General features: G+C 62.3%; 23 protein-coding genes and 2 tRNA genes. 21 read left to right on the top strand and 4 right to left on the bottom strand.

The annotated features are described in order from the left end of the window. Positions 1-25 precede the first annotated feature (25 nt). On the bottom strand, positions 26-1,705 hold the full coding sequence (locus AC1RKI_RS10525) for an electron transfer flavoprotein-ubiquinone oxidoreductase (RefSeq protein WP_492795244.1): 1,680 nt from the start codon (positions 1,703-1,705) through the stop codon (positions 26-28). 415 nt (positions 1,706-2,120) lie between these two features. Here AC1RKI_RS10525 and AC1RKI_RS10520 point away from each other — a divergent pair, with 415 nt between their 5' ends. The 5 genes from AC1RKI_RS10520 (at position 2,121) to AC1RKI_RS10500 (ending at position 6,358) form a co-directional block, all read left to right on the top strand. Continuing rightward, positions 2,121-2,906, top strand: a complete 786-nt coding sequence (locus tag AC1RKI_RS10520) for an SDR family oxidoreductase (RefSeq protein WP_061959772.1) — start codon at positions 2,121-2,123, stop codon at positions 2,904-2,906. 91 nt (positions 2,907-2,997) lie between these two features. Beyond that, on the top strand, positions 2,998-3,588 hold the full coding sequence (locus AC1RKI_RS10515) for a TRAP transporter small permease (protein WP_492795242.1): 591 nt from the start codon (positions 2,998-3,000) through the stop codon (positions 3,586-3,588). After that, on the top strand, positions 3,585-4,889 hold the full coding sequence (locus AC1RKI_RS10510) for a TRAP transporter large permease (RefSeq protein ID WP_200899102.1): 1,305 nt from the start codon (positions 3,585-3,587) through the stop codon (positions 4,887-4,889). The genes AC1RKI_RS10515 and AC1RKI_RS10510 overlap by 4 nt, the downstream gene beginning before the upstream one ends. Before the next feature lie 39 nt (positions 4,890-4,928). Beyond that, complete coding sequence (locus AC1RKI_RS10505) at positions 4,929-5,957, top strand: DctP family TRAP transporter solute-binding subunit (protein ID WP_492795240.1); 1,029 nt, start codon at positions 4,929-4,931, stop codon at positions 5,955-5,957. Beyond that, complete coding sequence (locus tag AC1RKI_RS10500) at positions 5,957-6,358, top strand: acyl-CoA thioesterase (RefSeq protein ID WP_492795238.1); 402 nt, start codon at positions 5,957-5,959, stop codon at positions 6,356-6,358. Before AC1RKI_RS10505 ends, AC1RKI_RS10500 begins: the two co-directional genes overlap by 1 nt. 132 nt (positions 6,359-6,490) lie before the next feature. On the opposite strand, the gene AC1RKI_RS10495 is transcribed toward AC1RKI_RS10500, so the two are convergent. Further along, positions 6,491-7,036 (bottom strand): PAS and helix-turn-helix domain-containing protein, encoded by a 546-nt coding sequence (locus AC1RKI_RS10495; RefSeq protein ID WP_061959776.1) that lies wholly within the window; start codon positions 7,034-7,036, stop codon positions 6,491-6,493. Between the two features lie 201 nt (positions 7,037-7,237). On the opposite strand from AC1RKI_RS10495, the gene AC1RKI_RS10490 reads away from it, so the two are divergent. Both AC1RKI_RS10490 and AC1RKI_RS10485 read left to right on the top strand, forming a co-directional pair. After that, complete coding sequence (locus AC1RKI_RS10490) at positions 7,238-7,936, top strand: CoA transferase subunit A (protein WP_061959777.1); 699 nt, start codon at positions 7,238-7,240, stop codon at positions 7,934-7,936. Positions 7,937-7,947: 11 nt separating this feature from the next. Further along, on the top strand, positions 7,948-8,586 hold the full coding sequence (locus AC1RKI_RS10485; RefSeq protein ID WP_150981603.1) for a CoA transferase subunit B: 639 nt from the start codon (positions 7,948-7,950) through the stop codon (positions 8,584-8,586). A 128-nt stretch (positions 8,587-8,714) separates the two neighbouring features. Here the strand turns inward: AC1RKI_RS10485 and AC1RKI_RS10480 are convergent, their stop codons facing one another. Both AC1RKI_RS10480 and AC1RKI_RS10475 read right to left on the bottom strand, forming a co-directional pair. After that, complete coding sequence (locus AC1RKI_RS10480; RefSeq protein ID WP_492795235.1) at positions 8,715-9,197, bottom strand: DUF411 domain-containing protein; 483 nt, start codon at positions 9,195-9,197, stop codon at positions 8,715-8,717. Positions 9,198-9,208: 11 nt separating this feature from the next. Continuing rightward, on the bottom strand, positions 9,209-9,985 hold the full coding sequence (locus AC1RKI_RS10475) for a 3-hydroxybutyrate dehydrogenase (RefSeq protein WP_227459691.1): 777 nt from the start codon (positions 9,983-9,985) through the stop codon (positions 9,209-9,211). 169 nt (positions 9,986-10,154) lie between these two features. Here AC1RKI_RS10475 and phaZc point away from each other — a divergent pair, with 169 nt between their 5' ends. The 14 genes from phaZc to AC1RKI_RS10405 form a co-directional block, all read left to right on the top strand. Further along, entirely contained in the window at positions 10,155-11,036 is an 882-nt protein-coding gene (gene phaZc / locus AC1RKI_RS10470) for a 3-hydroxybutyrate-oligomer hydrolase PhaZc (protein WP_150981602.1), read from the top strand. A 25-nt stretch (positions 11,037-11,061) separates the two neighbouring features. Next, complete coding sequence (locus AC1RKI_RS10465; RefSeq protein WP_061960094.1) at positions 11,062-11,424, top strand: RidA family protein; 363 nt, start codon at positions 11,062-11,064, stop codon at positions 11,422-11,424. Between the two features lie 16 nt (positions 11,425-11,440). Beyond that, on the top strand, positions 11,441-13,672 hold the full coding sequence (locus AC1RKI_RS10460) for a RelA/SpoT family protein (protein ID WP_061960095.1): 2,232 nt from the start codon (positions 11,441-11,443) through the stop codon (positions 13,670-13,672). A gap of 21 nt (positions 13,673-13,693) precedes the next feature. Next, positions 13,694-13,770, top strand: a tRNA-Val gene (locus AC1RKI_RS10455). Between the two features lie 411 nt (positions 13,771-14,181). After that, positions 14,182-16,089, top strand: coding sequence for a threonine--tRNA ligase (thrS, locus tag AC1RKI_RS10450; protein WP_492795232.1), 1,908 nt, complete (start codon positions 14,182-14,184; stop codon positions 16,087-16,089). A 47-nt stretch (positions 16,090-16,136) separates the two neighbouring features. Next, complete coding sequence (gene infC / locus AC1RKI_RS10445) at positions 16,137-16,658, top strand: translation initiation factor IF-3 (protein ID WP_084004318.1); 522 nt, start codon at positions 16,137-16,139, stop codon at positions 16,656-16,658. A 179-nt stretch (positions 16,659-16,837) separates the two neighbouring features. Further along, on the top strand, positions 16,838-17,035 hold the full coding sequence (gene rpmI / locus AC1RKI_RS10440; protein ID WP_006575466.1) for a 50S ribosomal protein L35: 198 nt from the start codon (positions 16,838-16,840) through the stop codon (positions 17,033-17,035). 28 nt (positions 17,036-17,063) lie between these two features. Next, complete coding sequence (gene rplT / locus AC1RKI_RS10435; RefSeq protein WP_008650487.1) at positions 17,064-17,420, top strand: 50S ribosomal protein L20; 357 nt, start codon at positions 17,064-17,066, stop codon at positions 17,418-17,420. A gap of 236 nt (positions 17,421-17,656) precedes the next feature. Next, positions 17,657-18,688: a phenylalanine--tRNA ligase subunit alpha gene (gene pheS / locus AC1RKI_RS10430; RefSeq protein WP_061960098.1), complete on the top strand. Its 1,032-nt coding sequence runs from the start codon at positions 17,657-17,659 to the stop codon at positions 18,686-18,688. Positions 18,689-18,768: 80 nt separating this feature from the next. Then, on the top strand, positions 18,769-21,216 hold the full coding sequence (pheT, locus tag AC1RKI_RS10425; protein ID WP_492795227.1) for a phenylalanine--tRNA ligase subunit beta: 2,448 nt from the start codon (positions 18,769-18,771) through the stop codon (positions 21,214-21,216). A 77-nt stretch (positions 21,217-21,293) separates the two neighbouring features. Next, entirely contained in the window at positions 21,294-21,710 is a 417-nt protein-coding gene (locus AC1RKI_RS10420; protein ID WP_061959708.1) for an integration host factor subunit alpha, read from the top strand. 194 nt (positions 21,711-21,904) lie between these two features. Further along, a complete protein-coding gene (locus AC1RKI_RS10415; protein WP_150981599.1) occupies positions 21,905-22,336 on the top strand; it encodes a MerR family transcriptional regulator in 432 nt (143 codons plus the stop codon). Positions 22,337-22,391: 55 nt separating this feature from the next. After that, positions 22,392-22,468, top strand: a tRNA-Pro gene (locus AC1RKI_RS10410). A 751-nt stretch (positions 22,469-23,219) separates the two neighbouring features. Next, positions 23,220-23,551: contractile injection system protein, VgrG/Pvc8 family (locus AC1RKI_RS10405; protein ID WP_492795551.1), on the top strand; the 332-nt coding region annotated here is incomplete at its 3' end.

Below are 23,551 nucleotides of genomic sequence, written 5' to 3'. Positions count from 1 at the left end.
GAAGTCCGGCCGACTGCGGCGGCGCTTACATGCCTACGTAATTCGGGCCGCCGCCACCTTCCGGCGTAACCCACACGATGTTCTGCGTCGGATCCTTGATGTCGCAGGTCTTGCAGTGCACGCAGTTCTGCGCATTGATCTGCAGGCGTTCCTTGCCTTCATCGTTCTGCACGAATTCGTACACGCCAGCAGGGCAGTAGCGCGACTCGGGGCCGGCGTACTTTTCCCAGTTGATGTTGACGGGCACGCTGGCGTCCTTGAGCGTCAGGTGCGCAGGCTGGTTTTCTTCGTGGTTGGTGTTGCTGATGAACACCGACGACAGGCGATCAAACGTCAGCTTGCCGTCCGGCTTCGGATATTCGATCTTCTGGCACTCGGCGGCCGGCTTCAGGTAGACGTGGTCCGGCTTGGTGCGATGGATCGTCCACGGCGGATTGCGGATGCCGAGCTTGGGCAGCAGCCATTGCTCGATGCCGGTCATCAGCGTGGCCGTGGTGCGGCCCTTCTTGAACCACTGCTTGAAGTTCTTGGCCTGGAGCAGTTCCTTGTGCAGCCAGCTTTGTTCGAATGCGGCCGGGTAGGCGGTCAGCTCGTCATGCTGACGTCCCGCCTGCAGCGCGTCGAAGGCGGCTTCGGCGGCCATCATGCCGGTCTTTATCGCCGCGTGGCTGCCCTTGATGCGCGATGCGTTCAGGTAACCGGCGTCGCAGCCGACCAGCGCGCCGCCCGGGAACACCGTCTTGGGCAGCGACAGCAGGCCGCCGGCCGTGATGGCGCGTGCGCCGTAGCCGATGCGCTTGCCGCCTTCGAAGTACTGGCGGATTTGAGGGTGCGTCTTGAAGCGCTGGAATTCCTCGAACGGCGACAGCCACGGGTTGGTGTAGTCCAGGCCGACCACGAAGCCCACGGCCACCTTGTTGTCCTCCATGTGATAGAGGAACGAACCGCCGTAGGTGGCCGGATCGAGCGGCCAGCCGGCCGTGTGCACGACCAGGCCAGGCTTGTGCTTGGACGGGTCGATTTCCCACAGTTCCTTCAGCCCGATGCCGTAGCTTTGCGGATCCTTGCCTGCGTCGAGCTTGAACTTTGCGATGAGCTGCTTGCCAAGGTGACCGCGCGCGCCTTCGGCGAAAATCGTGTACTTGGCATGCAGTTCCATGCCGAGCTGGAAGTTCTCGGTGGGCTCGCCTTCCTTGTTGATGCCCATGTTGCCGGTGGCCACGCCCTTGACCGAGCCGTCGTCGTTGTAGAGCACCTCGGCCGCCGGGAAGCCCGGGAAGATTTCCACGCCCAGCGCTTCGGCCTGCTGGCCGAGCCAGCGCACGAAGTTCGACAGGCTGACGATGTAGTTACCTTCGTTGTGGAAGCACTCGGGCAGCAGCGGGGCGCCCTTGGCACCGGATTCGTCGAGGAACAGGAATTTGTCTTCGGTGACCGGCTGATTCAGCGGTGCGCCAAGCTCTTTCCAGTTCGGGATCAGCTCGTTCAGCGCGATCGGGTCCATGATGGCGCCCGACAGGATATGCGCGCCGGGCTCGGAGCCCTTTTCCAGCACGCAGACATTGACGTCGCCGCCCTTTTCCGAAGCCAGCTGCTTCAGGCGGATGGCCGTGGCCAGGCCGGCGGGACCGCCGCCGACGATGACGACGTCATATTCCATGGCTTCGCGCGGGCCGAACTGCTCGACGAGCTGTTGCTGATCCATTGTCTCTAACCCTCAGTGTCTTCTGGGCGGCAATACTGCCGCATGGTTGCAGCCCGTGGTGCGGGCTTGCGGTTTGTGGGATGCGGTGATTTTGCTCTGTGGAACCGGCACCGGGGCGGGGGGAGGCGGGCCCGGATGGGGCGCACGCGCGGCACGGGTCTGGTACCGTGCGGCATGCTCTGCGATCGGGCTATCGGCGGGTAACCGGCCTGACCTAGGCGTTTTTCCTCTTTCCCTTTGGGGGCCAAGTTCTTAGAATCTTCGGCATTGTCCGGGACTCGACACCCTCAGGCAAGTCATTTTTTGGAACGACCGTTCTTTTTTTGCTAAGCTGCGGCCGCGCCGCCTTACAGGCTGCTGTAAGGTGCCCGGCGCGCCATCCGGCCGCGCCGGATGCCCAAATACCGAGGTAAATATGGGTTTGTCGATCAATCTGGAAGGTAAGGTCGCGCTGGTGACCGGTGCGTCGAGCGGGCTGGGTACGCGTTTTGCCAATGTGCTGGCGTCCGCCGGTGCCAAGGTGATACTGGCTTCGCGCCGCGTCGAGCGGCTCAAGGAACTGCGCGCCTCGATCGAGGCCGATGGCGGCAGCGCCCATGTGGTGCGCCTCGACGTCACCGATCCGGACAGCATCCGCGCCGCGGTGGCGCACGCCGAAACCGAGGCCGGCGCCATCGATATCCTGGTGAACAATTCGGGCGTTTCCACCACGCAGAAGCTCACCGACGTCACCGCCGACGATTTCGATTTCGTGTTCGATACCAACACGCGCGGCGCGTTCTTCGTGGCGCAGGAAGTCGCCAAGCGGATGATCGCGCGGGCCAAGGGTGCGGAAAAGCAGGGCAACCCGCTGCCACAGGCGCGCATCGTCAATATTGCGTCGGTGGCCGGTCTCAAGGTACTGTCTCAGATTGGTGTCTACTGCATGAGCAAGGCCGCCGTGGTTCACATGACCAAGGCCATGGCGCTGGAGTGGGCGCGTCACGGCATCAACGTCAACGCGATCTGCCCCGGCTACATCGACACCGAAATCAACCACCACCATTGGGATACCGATGCCGGGCAGAAGCTGATCCAGATGCTGCCCCGCAAGCGCCTGGGCCGACCCGAAGACCTCGACGGCCTCTTGCTGCTGCTGGCGTCCGACGCATCGCGCTTCATCAACGGCGCGGTGGTCACCGCCGACGATGGCATGGTCTGACCGCCGACCTTTCCGGGGGAGGGGGCTGGCCAAGAAGTAGAACAACGTAAAAAGAGACTTCTCGGAACCGGACCGGAGGCCGGGCGCAGAAATGGATCAAAACAACAAGGCACGGCGCGAAGCCGTGCCGCAGCACGTCGTCGACTCGACAATCATTGCCGAGGCGGCCGACGAAGCGCGCGACAGCGAATTCCGCATTTCACCGCGCATTGAGGACTGGATCGGCGTGATCGTCATGGTGTTGCTGGTCGGCATCACGTTCGCCAATGTGGTGGTCCGCTATTTCACCGACGAATCGTTTGCCTGGACCGAGGAATTCTCGGTGTTCCTGATGATCGTGCTGGCGCTGGTGGCCGGCAGCGCCGCGGTGGCGCGCGATCGCAACATTCGCATCGAATTCTTCTTTGAACGTGGCAGCGCCGCGCGGCAAAAGCGGCTGGCCATCGTGTCGGCCCTGGCCGTGGCGGCGATGTTCCTGGCGCTGGCCGTGCTGGGCGTGCGCATTGCCTGGGACGAATACACGTTTGGCGAGACCTCGCCAGGCATCGGGGTGCCAAGCTGGTGGTACTCGGTGTGGCTGCCGGTGTTTTCCGTGGCGATCGCGCTGCGCGCGCTGGCGCTGGCGCTGCGCAACGCCCGCGCGCTCAGGGCCCTGAAGCAGGGCGGGGAGCGTGCGCAATGACGATCGTCGCCATTATCCTGTTCGTGGTCTTTATCGGCCTGATGCTGCTTGGCGTGCCGATCGGCGTGTCGCTGGGGCTGGGCGGATTGGTCGCCATCGGGCTGTCCAATCTCGATACGCAGATGTTCGGTCTGCTGGCCGTGCCGCAGAATTTTTATGCCGGCCTGGCCAAGTATCCGTTGCTGGCCATCCCGATGTTCGTGCTGGTGGGTTCGATCTTCGACCGTTCCGGCGTGGCGCAGCGGCTGGTGACGTTTGCGATCGCCATCGTCGGACGCGGCCCGGGCATGCTGCCGCTGGTAGCGATCCTGGTGGCGATGTTCCTCGGCGGCATTTCCGGATCGGGGCCCGCCAATGCGGCGGCCGTGGGCGGCGTGATGATCGCGGCGATGTCGCGCGCCGGCTATCCGGGCGCCTACAGCGCGGCGGTGGTTGGCGCGGCGGCGGCCACGGACATTCTGATCCCGCCGTCGGTCGCGTTCATCATCTACAGCGTGCTGGTGCCGGGCGCGTCGGTGCCGGCGCTGTTTGCGGCGGGCATGATCCCGGGCATCCTCGCCGGCGTGGCGCTGATCGTGCCGGCGGTGTGGCTCGCGCGCAAGCACAACATGGGACACATCGAAGCCGCGCTGCCGCGCCCGCCGTTCTGGCGCAGCCTGCGTGAGGCGGCCTGGGGGCTGGTGGCGCCGTTCCTGATCCTCGGCGGCATGCGCGCGGGCTGGTTCACGCCAACCGAAGCGGCCGTGGTGGCGGTGGTCTACGGCCTGTTCGTCGGCATGGTGATCTACCGCAGCATCGGCATGCGCGACCTGTTCACGATCTTCCAGGAAGCGGCCGAGACATCGGCCGTCATCCTGCTGGTGGTGGCGCTGGCCGGTATCTTTGCCTATGCGCTGTCCACGCTCGGCGTGATCGATCCGCTGGCCAATGCGATCGCCCATTCGGGCCTTGGCGAATACGGCGTGCTGGCGCTGATCGTGCTGCTGCTGATGACCGTCGGCATGTTCCTCGACGGCATTTCGATTTTCCTGATCTTCGTGCCGCTGCTGCTGCCGATTGCCACGGCGTTCCACTGGAATCCGGTGTGGTTTGGCGTGGTGTTGACGCTGAAGGTGGCGCTAGGCCAGTTCACGCCGCCGCTGGCCGTGAACCTGATGGTTTCCTGCCGCATTGCCCGCGTACGCATGGAGGAAACCGTGCCTTGGGTGATCTGGATGTTGCTGGCGATGTTCATCGCCATGCTGATGGTGCTGGCTTACCCGCCGCTGGCCACCTGGCTGCCCGATTACCTGGGCTACTGATTTGAATTGAACAACAAGATGAAACGAGGAGATTCCCGCATGAAACGCCGTGCCCTGCTGTTGTCCGTTGCCGCCACGATTGCCGCCGCCGCATTTGCCGCGCCGGCCGCCATGGCCCAGACCTACAAGTCCGAATACAAGATGTCGCTGGTGCTGGGGCCGGCGTTTCCGTGGGGCAAGGGCGGCGAAATCTGGGCCGATCTGGTGCGGCAGCGTACCAATGGGCGCATCAACATCAAGCTCTATCCGGGCACATCGCTGGTGGCCGGCGACCAGACGCGCGAGTTTTCCGCGATTCGCCAGGGCGTGATCGACATGGCTGTCGGCTCGACCATCAACTGGTCGCCGCAGGTGAAGGAACTGAATCTGTTCTCCCTGCCTTTCCTGATGCCCGACTACAAGGCGCTCGACGCGCTGACGCAGGGCGAAGTCGGCAAGTCGATCTTTGCGACGCTGGAAAAGGCGGGCGTGGTGCCGCTGGCCTGGGGCGAAAACGGCTTCCGCGAGGTGTCGAATTCCAAGCATGAAATCCGCAAGCCGGAAGACCTGAAGGGGCTGAAGCTGCGCGTGGTGGGGTCGCCGCTATATATCGAAACCTTCAACGCGCTGGGCGCCAACCCGACGCAGATGAGCTGGGCCGATGCGCAACCAGCAATGGCCTCGGGCGCCGTCGATGGCCAGGAGAATCCGCAGAGCGTGTTCGCGGCCGCCAAGCTCTACACGGTGGGCCAGAAATACGTGACGACCTGGGGCTATGTGGCCGACCCGCTGATTTTCGTGGTCAACAAGCAGATCTGGGAAAGCTGGACGCCGGCTGATCGCGAGATCGTCAAGCAGGCGGCCATCGACGCGGGCAAGCAGGAAATCGCGCTCGCCCGCAAGGGCCTGGTCGAGGCGGGCGCGCCGGCCTGGAAGGACATGGAGCAGCATGGCGTCAAGGTGACGACGCTGACGCCGGCCGAGCACGACGCATTCCGCAAGGCCACTGCCAAGGTCTACGACAAGTGGAAGAAGCAGGTCGGCGGAGATCTGGTGACCAAGGCCGAAGCGTCGATCGCCAAGCGCTGATGAAGCACGTATTCACCTGCGTGATGCCGATACGGTGGGGTGACATGGACGCCATGGGCCATGTCAACAACACCGTCTATTTCCGCTATCTGGAGCAGGCGCGGATCGAGTGGTTCGAGTCGATCGGGCGCAGTGGCCGCGATGCTAACGGCCATGGGCCCGTGCTGATCAACGCCCACATGACGTTCCTGAAGCAACTGCGCTACCCCGGCAACATCGAATGCCGCGTGTACGCAGGCCAGCTCGGCCGATCCAGCTTCGAAACCCGCATCGAGGTGATCCGCACCGATCTGCCCGATGTGGTGTGGGCCGAGGGCGGCGCGAAGGTGGTGTGGTGCGACTACGCGCAGGAAAAATCGGTCCCGGTGCCGGACGAGATCCGACGGCTGATCGAGGCGTAACCGAGCGGGGCCTCGTGCGGCCCCGGTCTTCTTCCGCGGCGGTTGCGTGGGCGGCCATCACCATCCGTCTGGCGACTGTCGCGGTTTGTCGTGCGCCTGTCGTCGGCGTCGCGCCAGGCGGGCGAGCCGCGCTCAGTGGTTCACCAGCCGCTGCACCAGATCGACGGCGGTATGGGCGCCGTATTTCTTCATCAGCCGCGCACGGTAGATATCCACTGTGCGCGGGCTGATCGACAACAGCTTGCCGATCTGCTTGCTGGTCTTTCCCTCTACCAGCTGCGCCGCGATATCGCGCTCGCGCGCGGTCAGTTCGGCAGTGACGGGCCGTTTCTGGGACAGGTCCTCGAAGGTCCAGATTCCGGCGCCCAACGGGTCCTTGCGATCGAGCGAGCGCCCCGTGACATGGCACCAGAACAGCTCGCCGCTGGCGCGCTTCATGATCCGTTCGTCGGAATACAGCCCCTTGGTGTTCATCACCGGCACGATGCGCGCGCCGGTACGTTCGAACTCGTCGGCCGTCGGGTATAGCACCTGGAACGATTCGCCCACCAGCGCTTCGCGCGACGTGCCGAAGATCCGGCAGACTTCGTCGTTGCAATCCTCGATCACGCGGGCGCGGGACAGCACCAGGCCAACGGGGGCCAGATGAAAGGCGGTCTGGTAGTCGATGGACGGCATTATCCCTTATGTACTTTTACGTAATGGCGTTGCGGGGGCGCGTTGACGTATGCTGTCGGTCGGCAACAGGCGGCGCTGACCGCCGATTGTACCGTTACAATTTCCGCGCGTGGCCCTGGGTCATACGCGGGTCAAAACGTCGCCGGACAACCCGCACGGTATTGGGTGAGTCCGCATGAGACTACCGAGGAAGGAGCAACTATGAACAAGGTCTTCGCCAGCGCCGCCGAGGCGCTCGCGGGCGTGGTGCATGACGGCCAGACGATCGCCGTGGGCGGTTTCGGGTTGTGCGGCATTCCCGAGGCATTGATTGCGGCGCTGCGCGACAGCGGCGCCAAGCAGCTTACCTGCATCTCGAACAACGCCGGCGTGGACGGCTTCGGGCTGGGCCTGCTGCTCGCCACGCGGCAGATCAAGAAGATGATTTCCTCGTACGTCGGCGAAAACAAGGAGTTCGAGCGCCAGTACCTGGCCGGCGAACTCGAGCTCGAATTCACGCCGCAAGGCACGCTGGCCGAAAAGCTGCGCGCCGGCGGATCGGGCATTCCCGCGTTCTTCACCAAGACCGGCGTGGGCACCATCGTCGCCGAGGGCAAGGACGTACGCGAATTCGACGGCCAGCAGTATGTGATGGAGCGGTCGCTGGTTTCCGACGTGGCGCTGGTCAAGGCGAAGAAGGCGGACAAGGCCGGCAACCTCGTGTTCCGCCGCACCGCGCGCAACTTCAATCCGGTGTGCGCGATGTCCGGCAAGATCACCGTGGCCGAGGTGGAAGAGATCGTCGAAATCGGCGAAATCGATCCGGACGACGTGCATCTGCCCGGCATCTTCGTGCACCGCATCGTGCTGAACGCCAGCCCCGAAAAACGCATCGAACAGCGCACCGTGCGTGCCAAGTAAGGAGACAGATCATGGCATGGACACGTGATGAAATGGCCGCGCGCGCCGCGGCGGAACTGCAGGACGGCTTCTATGTGAACCTGGGCATCGGCCTGCCTACCCTGGTGGCCAACCACGTGCCGCAGGGCATGGAAGTGTGGCTGCAGTCGGAGAACGGACTGCTCGGTATCGGGCCATTTCCGACCGAAGATGAAGTGGACGCGGACATGATCAACGCCGGCAAGCAGACGGTCACGACGCTGCCGGGTTCGTCGATCTTCTCGTCGGCGGACTCGTTCGCGATGATTCGCGGCGGCAAGATCAATCTGGCCATTCTGGGCGCGATGCAGGTCAGCGAGCGCGGCGATCTGGCCAACTGGATGATTCCGGGCAAGATGGTCAAGGGCATGGGCGGCGCGATGGATCTGGTGGCGGGCGTCGGCCGCGTGGTGGTGTTGATGGAACACACCGCCAAGAAGAAGGATGGCAGCGAGGACATCAAGATCCTCAAGGAATGCAATCTGCCGCTGACGGGCGTGGGCGTGGTGAACCGCATCATTACCGATCTGGCCGTGATCGACGTGACGCCGGAAGGGCTGAAGCTCGTCGAGACCGCGCCGGGCGTGAGCCGCGAGGAAGTGCAGGCCAAGACCGGTGCTGCGTTGATCTGAGCGGCCGCGCAGGACAGCGTCGCAAAAAAGCCCCTGTCGGTGATTGCCGGCAGGGGCTTGTTGCTTGCGGCCCGGACCATGCGCCCGGCGCGTGACGCAAGGCGCGAGGCATTCGGAGGAGTGCGCCGTCAGGTCTTGGCTTTGTTGTAGCTCGAAAACACCGAAGCTGCGCCGTCCGGCTTCACGATCAGTACATCGAACGGGTCCTTGCGTGGGCCATATTCCATGCCCGGCGAACCCGCCGGCATGCCGGGCACCGCCAGCCCGGCAGCCTTGGGCTTTGCGGCGATCAGCTTCTTGATGTCCGCGGCGGGTACGTGCCCCTCGATGCCGTAGCCATGGATGACGCCGGTGTGGCACGAGCCAAAACGTTCCGGGATACCGAATTTCGTGCGGTACGGCGCGGTGTCCTCGACATCGTGCGTGGTCACCTTAAAACCGTTGTCACGCAGATGCTTGACCCAGTCTTCGCAACATCCGCAGGTAGGAGTCTTGTAGACATCGATGGCCAGCGGCCTCGGCGCCTGCGCCAGGCTCGCCAGCGGCGACATCATCAATGCACCGCTGCCCAGCGCAAAGAGGGCAGCGCGGCGCGATGGACGACGCGTCATCATCGGGCTCCTTATTGCGCGACCCAGCCGCCATCCATGTTCCAGATCGCGCCGCGCACCTGCTTGGCGGCGTCGCTCGACAGGAACACGGCCAGCGCGCCGAGTTCTTCCGGCGTGACGAACTCTCCCGAAGGCTGCTTTTCGAGCACGAGCTCGCGTTTGGCCTGTTCGACCGGAATGCCTTCCTTCTGCGCGCGCGCTTCGACCTGTTTCTGCACCAGCGGTGTGAGCACCCAGCCCGGGCAGATGGCGTTGGCGGTCACGCCGGTCTGCGCCGTTTCCAGCGCAGTGACCTTGGTGAAGCCGACGATGCCGTGCTTGGCGGCGACATAGGCCGATTTTTCCGCCGATGCGACCAGGCCGTGCGTCGATGCCACGTTGATGATGCGGCCCCAGTTTTTCGTCTTCATCGACGGCAACGCGAGGCGCGTGGTGTGGAAGGCCGAGGTCAGGTTGATGGCGATGATCGCGTCCCAGCGATCCACCGGGAACTCCTCGATCTTGGCCACGAACTGGATGCCAGCGTTATTGACCAGGATATCCACGCCGCCGAAGTCTTTTTCCGCGTAGCGCATCATGTCTTCGATTTCGGCCGCCTTGCTCATATCGGCGCCGTGATAGCCAACCTGGATGCCACTGCCGGCCCGCGCGATTTCCGCCTTTGCGCCGTCTGCGTCACCGAAGCCGTTGACAATAATGTTCGCGCCTTGCGCGGCCAGGGCCTGCGCGATGCCGAGTCCGATTCCACTGGTCGAGCCCGTGACCAATGCCGTCTTGCCGTTGAGCATGTAAGCCTCCGTCGGGAGTGTCAGGATGTGCTGTGGCATTGTACTCGCTGGGCGTACAATCCGGCTTTGGTCGATCGCCTGCGCATGCCGCTTTGCAGGCTTTTCCGAAGTCCCGCTTCGAATTACTGACACGCCGCAGGGAATGCGGCGGAAATCGCAGGGAGTACAGATGTCTTCCAGTCCGCGTCTTGGTTTCGTACAGTGCATCAGTCCCGCGGGCCTGCATCGCATGGCTTATCACGAATGGGGGGATCCGGCGAATTCGCGCGTGCTGGTCTGCGTGCACGGGCTGACGCGCACCGGGCGCGATTTCGATGCGCTGGCGCGAGCGATGTCGGACGAGTATCGCGTGGTCTGCCCCGATGTGGTCGGGCGCGGCCGTTCGGACTGGCTGGCCGATCCGCATTTCTACACGGTGCCGCAGTACGTGTCCGATATGGTCACGCTGATTGCACGGCTCAACGTGGAACGGGTCGACTGGTTCGGCACGTCGATGGGCGGCCTGATCGGCATGGGCCTGGCCGGGCTGCCGAATTCGCCGGTGCGCAAGCTGCTGCTCAATGATGTCGGCCCGCGCATCGCGGCCCAGGCGATGGAGCGCATCGGCGCGTACCTGGGTCTGCCCGTGCGGTTCAAGACCTTCGAAGAGGGCCTTGCTTATCTGCAGACGATCAGTGCGTCGTTCGGCCGTCATACGCCCGAGCAATGGCGCGAACTGAACAGCGCAATCCTCAAGCCTGTACAGGGCGCCGAATCGCTGGAGTGGGGGTTGCACTACGATCCGGCGCTGGCCGTGCCGTTCAAGGAAACGCCTCCGGAGGCGGTGCTGGCGGGCGAAGCGATGTTGTGGAAGATGTTCGAGGCCGCCACGGGCCCCACGCTGATCGTGCGTGGCGCGCAATCGGATCTGCTGCTGCGCGAGACCGTCGCCGAAATGGTGGCACGCGGCAAGCAGGTCTCGACGGTGGAAATCGCCGACGTCGGGCATGCGCCGACGTTTGTCGATCCGGCGCAGATCGCGATCGCACGTAATTTTTTTCTTGGCACCTAAGCAATTTTCAGTTGAAGACAGCGATATGAGCACCAACACCCTGAAGCGCGCCCATGTGGGCAAGCGTCTGTCCGAATATGCCGTGCATAACGGCGTGGTCTATCTGGCCGGACAGGTGCCCGAAGTCGATCCCAAGGCCGATCTGCGCGGCCAGACGCGCGAAGTGCTGGGGCATATCGATCGCCTGCTGGCAGAGGCTGGCAGCGACAAGACGCGCATCCTGATGTGTCAGATCTTTCTGACCGACGTGACCCGCATCGGCGAGATGAACGAAGTGTGGGATGCATGGGTGCCGCAGGGCAATACGCCGCCGCGTGCGACCGTGGAGGCAAAACTGGCCAATCCCGATTATCTGATCGAAGTGGTGGTCACCGCCGCCCTGAACTGATGCCGGATGCTGTGAAATGGTGACGTCGACTGAGCTGACCGGTCAGACGGCCGGCGTTCCGGACGCCGGCCTGGTCGAACGGGCCCTGGCTTTCGTGCGCGAGGTGGCCGACGGCGCCACGCCCACGCTGCTGCCGACCGGCGAAAGCGTGCTGTCGCATGCCGAAGGGATGCTGCGCATTCTCGATGGCCTGCGTGTGGACGATGCGGCCCGTGCGGCCGCCTGCCTGTTCGCGGCCGAAGCATTCGTACCGGGCGTCGAAGACCAGATCGCATCGCGCTTTGGCGACGAAGTCACGCGGCTGGTGAAGGGCGTACGCCAGCTGCTGCGGATCGGCGCGATCGCCGTGACGCAGGCGGACGTATCCGAGGCGTCCAAGTCGCAGGTGGCTGCACGGCAGGAGCAGGTCGAGGCGCTGCGCAAGATGCTGCTGGCATTTGCGCAGGACATCCGCGTGGTGCTGGTGCGGTTGGCGTCGCGGCTGCAGACGCTGCGCTGGCTGGCGCAGACCAAGAACCCGCCGCTGCCAGGCGTGGCGCGCGAGACGCTGGATATCTACGCACCGCTGGCAAATCGTCTCGGTATCTGGCAGATGAAATGGGAACTCGAGGATCTCGCGTTCCGTTTCGAGCAGCCCGACACGTATAAGCGCATCGCAAAACTGCTCGACGAAAAGCGCATCGAGCGTGAAGGTTTCATCGCCCAGGCCATCGAACGCCTGCAGTCGGAACTGGCCGCGGCGGGCATTCGCGCCGAGGTGTCGGGACGGCCCAAGCACATCTACAGCATCTGGAAGAAGATGCGCGGCAAGGAGCTCGATTTTGCCGATCTGTACGATGTGCGAGCGTTCCGCGTGATCGTCGACGATATCAAGGATTGCTATACGGTCCTTGGCATCGTGCACCACATCTGGCAACCCATCCCGCGTGAGTTCGACGACTACATTTCGCGGCCCAAGGCCAATGGTTACAAGTCGCTGCATACGGTGGTGATCGGCGACGACGGCCGGGCGTTCGAGGTGCAGATCCGCACGCACGAAATGCATCACTTCGCCGAATACGGCGTGGCCGCCCACTGGCGCTACAAGGAAGCCGGCGGCAAGGGCTACAGCGGACAGTTTGCCGCCGACAATGCCTACGACGAGAAGATCGCATGGCTGCGCCAACTGCTGGCGTGGAAGGACGATGCCGATCACTCCGTCGCGCACGAGGACTCGCCGTGGGAGCAGCTCAAGCACGCGGCGATCGATGATCACATCTATGTGTTGACGCCGCAGGCGCGCGTGGTCGCGTTGCCGCAGGGCGCCACGCCGGTGGATTTCGCCTATTACCTGCACAGCGATCTGGGGCACCGCTGCCGTGGCGCGCGCGTGGACGGCGCGATGGTGCCGCTGAACACGCCGCTGAAGAACGGCCAGACCGTGGAAATCGTGGCCGTCAAGCAGGGCGGCCCGTCGCGTGACTGGCTCAATGCCGAACTTGGCTATCTGGCCAGTAGTCGTGCGCGCGCGAAGGTGCGGGCGTGGTTCAACGCGCTGGATTCGCAGGAAACCATCGCGCAAGGCCGTGCGCTGATCGAAAAGACACTGCAGCGCGAGGGCAAGACCGCGGTCAATCTCGACGACCTGGCGACGCGCCTGAATTTCAAGTCGACCGACGATCTCTACGCGGCGGTGGCCAAGGAAGAGTTCAGCCTGCGACATGTGGAGCACGCGCTGCGCCACCCAGAGGGCGAGGCGCAGCCTCAGTTCAGCGAAGAGGATGCGGTCACCAAAAAGAGCCGTGCCACCAGCGTGGCGCGCGGCGCCAAGAGCGGCGTGCTGGTGGTTGGCGTGGATTCGCTGATGACGCAGATGTCGCGGTGCTGCAAGCCGGCGCCACCCGACGATATCGTCGGCTTCGTCACGCGCGGCCGGGGTGTGTCGATCCATCGCCGCAACTGCAGCACCTTTCTCCAACTGTCCGGGCGCGCCCCAGAACGGGTGATCCAGACCGAATGGGGCAAGCGCAGCGATGCCGTCTATCCCGTCGACATCCAGGTCGAGGCGATCGACCGGCAGGGTTTGCTGCGCGATATTTCCGAAGTGCTTTCGCGCGAGAAGATCAACGTGACCGGCGTGAAGACGCTTTCCAGCAAGGGTGTGGCGCGCATGCAGTTCACGGCGGAAGTTGCCGAGGCCACCCAGTTGCAGCGCGCGCTGTCGATCATCGAGGATGTGCAGGGGGTGTTGCACGCCCGGCGAAAATAAGTTTATAATCTGCGCTTCGCTAGGCTCGTAGCTCAGCTGGTTAGAGCACCACCTTGACATGGTGGGGGTCGTTGGTTCGAGTCCAATCGAGCCTACCAACGAACAGGAAGTACCCTGCATCTGTCGGCAGTCGAAGGCCGCGGCATTCAGTTTCAGGCAGCAGATCCGATCAACCTTATCAGGGCACGGAAAAGCATCATGAACATGACAACTCGAACTACTACCGCTGGTTAGCGACAGTAGTCGAGGTGCGCCTTCGACCCGCAGAATAAAGCGGGGATTCAAAGAAAAACGCGGCCTTGGCCGCGTTTTTTTTCGTCTGTCGTCTACCAGCCTCCTGATAAGCTGCCGCGTTGCCCGCGACTGCGCGGGGCGGCAAGAAAGATTCGTAGCTGTTTCGTCCGGTGCATGCGTTGTCGCATCTGACGGATCGGCGCCACAAAAGTTGCTATGCTGCCGCGCCCAGGCCCCCAAGAAGCCGGCGTGGCGGAATCCAGAAGAGGTTCAAGATGATCGCAATCACGTTGCCTGACGGTTCCCGTCGTGAGTTTCCCGGTCCCGTCACGGTGGCCGAAGTGGCGCAAAGCATCGGCTCGGGGCTGGCCAAGGCCGCGCTCGCCGGCAAGGTCGATGGCCGCCTCGTCGACACGAGCCATACGATCGACCACGATGCGTCGCTGGCAATCGTCACGGACAAGGATGCCGACGGCGTCGATGTGATTCGCCACTCGACGGCGCACTTGCTGGCCTACGCCGTGAAGGAGTTGTATCCGGACGCGCAGGTGACGATCGGGCCGGTGATCGACAACGGTTTCTATTACGACTTTTCCTATAAGCGTCCCTTCACGCCCGAGGATCTGGCTGCTATCGAGAAGAAGATGATGGAGCTGGCGCGCAAGGACGAGAAAGTCACGCGCGAAGTCTGGAATCGCGACGAAGCGGTGGCGTTGTTCGAATCGATGGGCGAGAAATACAAGGCGGAGATCATCGCGTCCATTCCCGCCGATCAGGAAATTGGCCTGTATCGCGAGGGCAAATTCGTCGATCTGTGCCGTGGTCCGCACGTGCCGTCGACGGGCAAGCTCAAGGTCTTCAAGCTGATGAAGGTGGCGGGCGCGTACTGGCGCGGCGATTCGAACAACGAGATGCTCCAGCGCATCTACGGTACGGCGTGGGCCCGCAAGGAAGACCAGGACGCGTACCTGACGATGCTCGAGGAGGCCGAGAAGCGCGACCACCGTCGCCTGGGCAAGACGCTGGACCTGTTCCACCTGCAGGAGGAAGCGCCGGGCATGGTGTTCTGGCACCCGAAGGGCTGGAGCGTCTGGCAGGCCGTTGAGCAGTACATGCGTGGCCGCCTCACGGACGCCGGTTATCAGGAAGTGCGCACGCCCCAGGTGATGGATCGTTCCCTTTGGGAAAAATCCGGCCATTGGGACAATTACAAAGAGAACATGTTCGTCACGGAATCGGAGAAGCGCGACTACGCGATCAAGCCGATGAACTGCCCGGGCCATGTTCAGATCTTCAATCACGGCCTGCGCTCTTATCGCGACCTGCCGTTGCGCCTGGCCGAATTCGGCGCGTGCCATCGTAACGAGCCGTCGGGTGCGTTGCATGGCCTGATGCGCGTGCGCGGTTTCGTGCAGGACGACGCCCATATCTTCTGCACGGAAGAGCAGATCGTGGAAGAGGCGAAGGCTTTTAATGAACTGGCGTTTTCGGTCTATGAAGACTTTGGCTTCAAGGACGTCAAGGTGAAGCTGTCGTTGCGCCCGGAAAAGCGCGCCGGCTCGGATGCGATCTGGGACCACGCCGAAGAGGGTCTGCGCTTGGCGCTGCGCGCCTGCGGCGTGGAGTGGGAAGAGCTTCCTGGCGAGGGCGCGTTCTACGGTCCGAAGGTCGAATATCACATCAAGGATGCGATTGGCCGGTCGTGGCAATGCGGCACGCTCCAGCTCGATCTGGTGCTGCCGGAGCGTCTGGGTGCCGAATACGTCTCCGAGGACAATTCGCGCAAGCGTCCGGTCATGCTGCACCGTGCGATCCTCGGTTCGTTCGAGCGCTTCCTGGGTATCCTGCTCGAAAACCACGCCGGTGCGCTGCCCGCGTGGCTTGCGCCGGAACAGGTAGTGGTCATGAACATCGCCGACTCGCAGGCGGAATATGCCGAAAGCGTCGTGCAACTCTTGCAAAAACAAGGGTTTAGGGCCAAGGCGGATTTGCGTAACGAGAAAATTACGTATAAAATCCGCGAGCACTCGCTTCAGAAGATCCCTTACCTGCTGGTGGTAGGCGACAAGGAGCGGGACGCCAATCAAGTGGCCGTGCGTGCCCGTGGCAATGTGGATCTGGGTGTCATGCCCGTCTCCGCGTTTGTGGATCGTCTGCAAAACGACGTCTCCAGCAAAGCCTGAGGGTGGAAAGCACGGCTTGTTTTTTTGTCTTCTTGAGGTAACGGAACATCGCTACAGACAAAGGTCACCGTATCAACCGAGAAATCAGCGCGCCTGAGCTGCGCCTGGTAGGGGTTGATAACGAACAGCTCGGCATCGTCAAGTTCATGGACGCACTGCGCATGGCCGAGGACAAGGACTTGGATCTCGTGGAGATTGCGCCCAACGCAGTTCCACCCGTGGCCCGCATCATGGACTACGGCAAGTTCAAGTACGAGGAAGCCAAGCGCGCCCACGAGGCCAAGCTCAAGCAGAAGATCATCCAGGTCAAGGAAGTGAAATTCCGTCCTGGCACGGATGATGGAGACTACAACGTCAAGCTGCGCAACCTGAGGCGTTTCCTGGAGGATGGGGACAAGACCAAGATCACGCTGCGTTTCCGCGGTCGTGAAATGGCCCACCAGGAAATCGGCGCGCGCATGCTCGAGCGTCTGAAGGCTGACCTGGAGGAACTGGGTCAGGTCGAGCAGATGCCGAAGATGGAAGGTCGCCAGATGGTGATGGTGCTGGCCCCCAAGAAGAAGAAGTAATTCTTGTGCGAAGCGACGGCCGGGATGCCACGTGCATCCCGGCGTTGTTTTGCGCAGAACCCGTGCGTGACCGGCAGGCATCGCCTGCTGAGCTGCGTACAAAAACAAGTGGATGCGGGTCTTGCAAGCGATGGCGTGAGCCGTCCACCTGCATGCATGTCATAGAGCTGGAGTTTTTCATGCCTAAGATGAAGACCAAGAAAAGCGCTTCCAAGCGCTTTACGGCGCGCCCGAACGGTTCGTTCAAGCGTGGCCAGGCCTTCAAGCGTCACATCCTGACCAAGAAGACCACCAAGAACAAGCGTCAACTGCGCGGCACCCAGGACGTCCATGAGACGAACCTGAAGTCTGTCCGTGCGATGATGCCTTACGCATAACCCCAAACGATAACGAAAGGAGTTTTACATGCCTCGAGTCAAGCGTGGGGTCACTGCACGGGCCCGTCACAAGAAAGTCATCGACGCTGCCAAGGGTTACCGCGGCCGTCGCAATAATGTCTACCGTATCGCCAAGCAGGCGGTCATGCGTGCTGGTCAGTACGCGTACCGCGATCGTCGCAACAAGAAGCGCGTGTTCCGCGCACTCTGGATTGCACGTATCAATGCCGCGACGCGTGAGCATGGCATGACGTACAGCGTGTTCATGAACGGCCTGAAGAAGGCTTCGATCGAACTGGACCGCAAGGTGTTGTCGGACATGGCCATCCATGACAAGCCTGCCTTTGCCGCCATCGTCAACCAGGTGAAAGCCACCGTTGCCTGATGCCGGTTTCGGAAGCGCCGGATGGCGTTTCCGGGCAAGCACCGACCGTAAGGTCTGATGAAACGGGGCTCCTTACCGAGCCCCGTTTTCATTTCGAATGCCGCGTCGACAAGATGGCATGAGACACGTAAGACGAGTCTCAAGCGAAATCCGACGCAGCATCCGAAATGCCTCACTGCACGTAACATTGCGCGCGTAGTGCCATCCCTTCCACGTACTGTCCACGTATTGCCGTCATGTCCCAGGATCTGGATCAAATCGTCGCCGACGCACAGGCCGCCTTCGCTGCCGCCAACGACAACGCCACGCTGGAAAACGAAAAAGCACGCTTCCTCGGTAAGACGGGCGCGCTGACCGAACTGCTGAAGGGGCTGGGCAAGCTGGACCCCGAAGCGCGCAAGACCGAAGGCGCCCGCATCAACCAGGTCAAGCAGCAGGTCGAGGCCGCACTGCAGGCGCGTCGCCAGGCGCTGGCCGATGCGCTGATGAATGCGCGCCTGGCTGCCGAAGCCATCGACGTCACGCTGCCCGGCCGCGCCGTGTCGCGCGGCAGCACCCACCCGGTGATGCGCACGTGGGAACGTGTCGAGCAGATCTTCGGTTCAATCGGTTTCGACGTGGCCGATGGTCCGGAAATCGAGACCGACTGGATGAACTTCACCGCCTTGAACAACCCGGACAATCACCCGGCGCGTTCGATGCAGGACACGTTCTATGTGGATGGTCGCGACAGCGAGGGCAAGTTGTTGCTGCTACGTACGCACACCAGCCCGATGCAGGTCCGCTACGCACGCATGCATGTGCAGAAGTACGCAGGCAAGCCGATGCCGCCGATCAAGGTCATCTGCCCGGGCCGCACCTATCGCGTCGACAGCGACGCCACCCATTCGCCGATGTTCAATCAGGTGGAAGGCCTGTGGATCGGCGAGGACGTGAGCTTTGCCGATCTGAAGGGCGTCTATACCGATTTCCTGCGCAAGTTTTTCGAGCGCGACGACATCCAGGTGCGCTTCCGCCCGTCGTACTTCCCGTTCACGGAGCCGTCGGCCGAAATCGACATGGCGTTCGGTAACGGCAAATGGCTGGAAATCTCCGGCTCCGGCCAGGTGCACCCGAACGTCCTGCGCAACATGGGGCTCGATCCCGAGCGCTACATCGGCTTCGCGTTCGGCTCCGGCCTGGAGCGCCTGACGATGCTGCGCTATGGCATCAATGACCTGCGGCTGTTCTTCGAAGGCGATGTGCGCTTTCTGCGCCAGTTCGCCTGATTGCCGCTGATGGCCTGACGCCCAGCACAGAACGCATATCGTCACAGACATTACAGAATACCTACCGGATCAGAAGCGCCATGCAATTCTCGGAATCCTGGCTTCGCACGTTCGCCAATCCTGCAAAGATCTCCACCGACGTGCTGTCGCACACCCTGACTATGGCGGGGCTGGAAGTGGAGGAGGTGGGCCCGGTTGCGCCGCCGTTCAACAAGATCGTCGTGGCCAGCGTGCTTGCGACCGAACGCCATCCCAATGCCGATCGCCTTAACGTGTGCCAGGTCGATGCGGGCACCGGTGAGACGCTGCAGATCGTTTGCGGCGCGCCCAATGTCAAGCCTGGCATCAAGGTGCCGTGCGCGCTGGTGGGCGCCGTGCTGCCGCCGGCCGAAGCCGATGGCAAGCCCTTCGAGATCAAGGTGGGCAAGCTGCGCGGTGTCGACAGCTACGGCATGCTGTGCTCGGCGCGTGAACTGAAGCTCTCGGAAGATCATGGCGGACTGATGATCCTGCCGGAAGATGCGCCGGTGGGGCAGGACATCCGCCAGTATCTCGATCTCGACGATCAGGTCTTCACGATCAAGCTGACGCCCAACAAGGCGGACTGCCTGTCGATCCACGGTGTGGCGCGCGAAGTATCGGCCCTCACCGGCGCCGACCTTGTACTGCCCGACATGACGCCCGTGGCGGTGACGCTGCAGGACAAGCTGCCGGTCAGGATTTCAGCCCCCGACCTGTGCGGCCGTTTCTCGGGCCGCATTATCCGCGGCGTCAACGCGCGTGCCGCCACGCCGGCGTGGATGGTCCAGCGCCTCGAGCGCTCGGGGCAGCGCAGCGTGTCGGCCCTGGTCGATATCTCGAACTACGTCATGCTCGAACTTGGCCGTCCGTCGCACGTGTTCGACCTGGACAAGATCCATGGCGGGCTGGACGTGCGCTGGGGCCGCAAGGGCGAACAGCTCAAGCTGCTGAACGGCAACACGGTGGAAGTCGACGAGCAGGTCGGCGTGATCTCCGACGACAAGGAAATCGAGAGCCTGGCCGGCATCATGGGCGGCGATAGCACCGCGGTGTCGCTCGACACGACCAATATCTATCTGGAAGCGGCGTTCTGGTGGCCGAATGCGATCCAGGGCCGCGCGCGTCGTTACAACTTTTCGACCGACGCGGCGCACCGCTTCGAGCGTGGCGTGGATTACGCCACCACGGTGGAGCATATCGAGCGCATTAGCGCGCTGATCCTGCAAATCTGCGGCGGCCAGGCTGGCCCGGTCGACGATCAGATCGTCAATCTGCCGCAGCGTCAGCCGGTCAAGCTGCGCGTGGCGCGTGCCGAACGCGTGCTGGGCATCGAACTCTCGTCGGCGGAAATCACCGATGTGTTCCAGCGACTGCAACTGCCATTCACGCGCACGGTTGGCGCCGATGGCGAGGTGTTCGAGGTGACGCCGCCCAGCTACCGTTTCGATCTCGAGATCGAGGAAGACCTGATCGAGGAAGTCGCGCGGATTTATGGTTTCGAGCGGATTCCCGCGCGCCCGCCGGTGGCGGAAAGCGAAATGCGTCCGACCAACGAAGGGCGCCGTTCGCAGCATGTCGTGCGGCACGCGCTGGCGGCCCGCGACTTCAACGAGGTGATCAATTTCGCGTTCGTCGAGGAGAAGTGGGAACGTGACTTCGCCGCCAACGACAACCCGATCCGCCTGCTTAATCCTATCGCCAGCCAACTGGCGGTGATGCGTTCGACGCTGCTTGGTGGGCTGGTCGACAAGGTGCGCTACAACCTCAACCGCAAAGCGTCGCGTGTACGCCTGTTCGAGGTGGGTCGTGTATTCCATCGCGACGCGAATGTTGCCGATGGCGGTCTGACCGTGGCCGGCTATCACCAGCCGATGATGGCAGCGGGGATTGCCTATGGTCCGGCCTTCGAAGAGCAATGGGGCGTGGCCACTCGCCAGGTCGACTTCTTCGACATCAAGGGCGACGTGGAATCGCTGTTTCATCCGCGCACGCCGCGCTTCGAGCCGGTTGCGCATCCCGCGTTGCACCCGGGCCGTGCGGCTCGCGTGATTGTCGACGGCAAGCCGGTCGGCGTGGTCGGCGAATTGCATCCGCGCTGGCTGCAGGAGTACGAACTGACCAACGCACCGGTGGTGTTCGAACTGGAGCTCGATGCGCTGCGTGACGTCGGTCTGCCGGCATACTCGGAAATCTCGAAATTCCCTGCCGCCGTGCGCGATCTGGCGGTGGTGGTCAAGCAGCAGGTGCGCGTGCAGGACATGCTGGACGCCATGCGCGCCGCGCTCGATAACGCCGGCCTGGGCCATTTCGTCCAGAGCCTGGCATTGTTCGACGAGTTCCGTCCGAAGGCCGCTTCGGCCGCCATCGGCGTGGATGAGAAAAGCCTTGCGTTCCGCCTGACCTTGCAAGATACTGGGGCGACCCTCCAGGACGAGACAGTCGACAGTGCGGTACGCTGCATGATCGATGCGCTGACGGCAGGCTTCGAAGCCCGGCTGCGCGGTTAAGCAGAACGCCAGCCATTGGAGCGCCCGAGCACAGCTCCCGGGCGGATCGCCACACAGAGTTAACAGAGCGATCAAGGATGAACGATCGAGACGCGATTTCCATGAATGCTGCAGATTTGGGCGAGGTGAGCGACCGGCACACTGCCTCCCTCGACGATGCATCGCCGGAAGCCCGCGCAACCGAGGTGCCGACCCTGACCAAGGCCGAACTCGCAGAGATGCTGTTCGACCAGGTTGGCCTGAACAAGCGCGAATCGAAAGATATGGTCGAAGCGTTTTTCGACGTGATTCGCGAAGCGTTGGAGCAGGGCGATAGCGTCAAGCTGTCGGGCTTCGGCAATTTCCAGTTGCGCGACAAAGCCCAACGTCCTGGCCGCAATCCTAAAACGGGTGAGATCATTCCGATCACGGCGCGCCGGGTGGTGACGTTCCATGCCAGCCAGAAACTCAAGAGCCTGGTCGAGGAGCGCGCCGATCAGGCGCATCCGGGCTGACGCATCGGCCAATATTTGAAGCGCCATGTTCGCGCGTCAGATTGCAGTCCGCCGTAGCGTCGCCCATACACCCCCCTCCTTTTCGCTCGACAAGCGGATTGCCCGCGGCGTTTGCTATAGGTATCCTGCAATGCTGCGCGCCGGACGCGCCAACCGAGTCTCGCCCTACGGCCTGACATCAGTCTCTTGATCGCATGACGGAAAAATCCAGCGAGCGCGTCGCGCTGCCGCCGATTCCCGCAAAACGCTACTTCACCATCGGTGAGGTCAGCGACCTTTGCGCCGTCAAGCCACACGTGTTGCGCTACTGGGAGCAGGAGTTCACGCAGCTCAAGCCAGTCAAGCGCCGTGGAAATCGCCGCTATTATCAGCACCATGAAGTGCTGTTGATTCGGCGAATCCGCGAACTGCTGTACGAACAGGGCTTCACGATCAACGGCGCGCGTAATCGTCTCGACGAAGGACGTCACCATGGCGCCGCCATGCCGTTGGAAAAGGATGACGCGCAAGTTGCGTCCGGCAACGCTGCACAAGTACTGTCGGTGGACCTAAACACGCTGCGCCGCGACCTCGTAGAGGTGCAACATCTGCTGGCACAACTCAAAGAGATTGCGCGACACGAATAAATTGCCTGCAACCCCTAGCCATCGGCAATGGCTCTGATATAATCTCGTTCTTCTTCGGGGCGTAGCGCAGCCTGGTAGCGTACCTGCATGGGGTGCAGGTGGTCGGAGGTTCAAATCCTCTCGCCCCGACCAGATATAGCCCGCACAATCACTAGGTTGTGCGGGCTTCGTCTTTTCTGATTCCCGCTTTTCTAATCCCGGATGTTGGAGAGTGTCCAATATCACGCGGCAGGCGGCGTCAATTTCACCACCGAGAGAGCAGCACGTCGTGCTGCTTACTGTATCCCTCGGTCGTCGACCTATCGGCATACGCGCCGGCCATCCGCAGCGCTTCGACGTCAAAGCCCGCGTCTGACATTCGTCAGTGCTTTCGTGCGAATGCCTTTCCTCACATAGTCAATCTCGCCCAGCTTCGAGTGGTCCAGCGCGTCGCTGTCTCTTGGCACACCGCGGCGTTCTTTGCCTTCCGTTGGCGGTTCACGCAGCCCTTGATCAAGCGCGACAGGCCGCCTTCCAGCTCGTCGATCTCCACCCACGGTCCGGGCATTGGGTAGTAGTCGGCAAGATGGAGTTGAAGTCGTTCTTGCAGATCGACCCTTGGAAATTTTCCAAAATATCTCGATTAGCATATTTCAGAATTAAAAATTTCTTATATCGGAGTGTAGTGTATTTTTGTTTGTGATTTAAATAAAAAATAAATATCTGTAAATCATAAAAATATTATTTCAGATTTTATTCAGTTTCTGTTGTTTGCGCGACGCATTGGCTGTTCTCGCTTGTCGGATAGCGGCGTAAGGTTTTGACGCACGAGAATGTCGGCCTCGCGTCGCAAGCGACGGCCTGTTCGGAGAACGCGATCACGGCTGGTAAGGAGCAAGCAACAGTGACGGATGTGACGGACGAACTGAAATCATGGGGCGACGGGCTGCCGAGGTCCGTGACTGGACTGCAGCCCTATCACTTGAAGGTGCCCGGTGCCAGCAGTGCTGCTGCCCTGTCCGTGGTGTCATTCGAAGCCACGGAGCGCCTGGGCGAACCCTACAGCGTCAAGATCCGATTGACCCATCCGATGGACCTGGACCGGATGGAGTACGTGGGCCGCGATGCCACGTTCTCGATCGACCCGGGCGACGGCTCGGAGCCTCGGCAATTCTCCGGCTGCATCTTCCGCTTTTCAAAAACCCGTCAGACCCGCGACTTCTGCGCCTATGAAAT

This window comes from Cupriavidus sp. GW822-FHT06G04, from assembly GCF_058799075.1.
The sequence above is the reverse complement of the archived record's forward strand: the minus strand, read 5'-3'. Positions and strand labels throughout refer to the sequence as shown.

Excerpts from the sequence above, each read along its gene's own strand:
- AC1RKI_RS10525 (WP_492795244.1), bottom strand. The coding sequence starts at position 1,705 with ATGGATCAGCAACAGCTCGTCGAGCAGTTCGGCCCGCGCGAAGCCATG.
- AC1RKI_RS10520 (WP_061959772.1), top strand. The coding sequence starts at position 2,121 with ATGGGTTTGTCGATCAATCTGGAAGGTAAGGTCGCGCTGGTGACCGGT.
- AC1RKI_RS10515 (WP_492795242.1), top strand. The coding sequence starts at position 2,998 with ATGGATCAAAACAACAAGGCACGGCGCGAAGCCGTGCCGCAGCACGTC.
- AC1RKI_RS10510 (WP_200899102.1), top strand. The coding sequence starts at position 3,585 with ATGACGATCGTCGCCATTATCCTGTTCGTGGTCTTTATCGGCCTGATG.
- AC1RKI_RS10505 (WP_492795240.1), top strand. The coding sequence starts at position 4,929 with ATGAAACGCCGTGCCCTGCTGTTGTCCGTTGCCGCCACGATTGCCGCC.
- AC1RKI_RS10500 (WP_492795238.1), top strand. The coding sequence starts at position 5,957 with ATGAAGCACGTATTCACCTGCGTGATGCCGATACGGTGGGGTGACATG.
- AC1RKI_RS10495 (WP_061959776.1), bottom strand. The coding sequence starts at position 7,036 with ATGCCGTCCATCGACTACCAGACCGCCTTTCATCTGGCCCCCGTTGGC.
- AC1RKI_RS10490 (WP_061959777.1), top strand. The coding sequence starts at position 7,238 with ATGAACAAGGTCTTCGCCAGCGCCGCCGAGGCGCTCGCGGGCGTGGTG.
- AC1RKI_RS10485 (WP_150981603.1), top strand. The coding sequence starts at position 7,948 with ATGGCATGGACACGTGATGAAATGGCCGCGCGCGCCGCGGCGGAACTG.
- AC1RKI_RS10480 (WP_492795235.1), bottom strand. The coding sequence starts at position 9,197 with ATGACGCGTCGTCCATCGCGCCGCGCTGCCCTCTTTGCGCTGGGCAGC.
- AC1RKI_RS10475 (WP_227459691.1), bottom strand. The coding sequence starts at position 9,985 with ATGCTCAACGGCAAGACGGCATTGGTCACGGGCTCGACCAGTGGAATC.
- phaZc (WP_150981602.1), top strand. The coding sequence starts at position 10,155 with ATGTCTTCCAGTCCGCGTCTTGGTTTCGTACAGTGCATCAGTCCCGCG.
- AC1RKI_RS10465 (WP_061960094.1), top strand. The coding sequence starts at position 11,062 with ATGAGCACCAACACCCTGAAGCGCGCCCATGTGGGCAAGCGTCTGTCC.
- AC1RKI_RS10460 (WP_061960095.1), top strand. The coding sequence starts at position 11,441 with ATGGTGACGTCGACTGAGCTGACCGGTCAGACGGCCGGCGTTCCGGAC.
- thrS (WP_492795232.1), top strand. The coding sequence starts at position 14,182 with ATGATCGCAATCACGTTGCCTGACGGTTCCCGTCGTGAGTTTCCCGGT.
- rpmI (WP_006575466.1), top strand. The coding sequence starts at position 16,838 with ATGCCTAAGATGAAGACCAAGAAAAGCGCTTCCAAGCGCTTTACGGCG.
- rplT (WP_008650487.1), top strand. The coding sequence starts at position 17,064 with ATGCCTCGAGTCAAGCGTGGGGTCACTGCACGGGCCCGTCACAAGAAA.
- pheS (WP_061960098.1), top strand. The coding sequence starts at position 17,657 with ATGTCCCAGGATCTGGATCAAATCGTCGCCGACGCACAGGCCGCCTTC.
- pheT (WP_492795227.1), top strand. The coding sequence starts at position 18,769 with ATGCAATTCTCGGAATCCTGGCTTCGCACGTTCGCCAATCCTGCAAAG.
- AC1RKI_RS10420 (WP_061959708.1), top strand. The coding sequence starts at position 21,294 with ATGAACGATCGAGACGCGATTTCCATGAATGCTGCAGATTTGGGCGAG.
- AC1RKI_RS10415 (WP_150981599.1), top strand. The coding sequence starts at position 21,905 with ATGACGGAAAAATCCAGCGAGCGCGTCGCGCTGCCGCCGATTCCCGCA.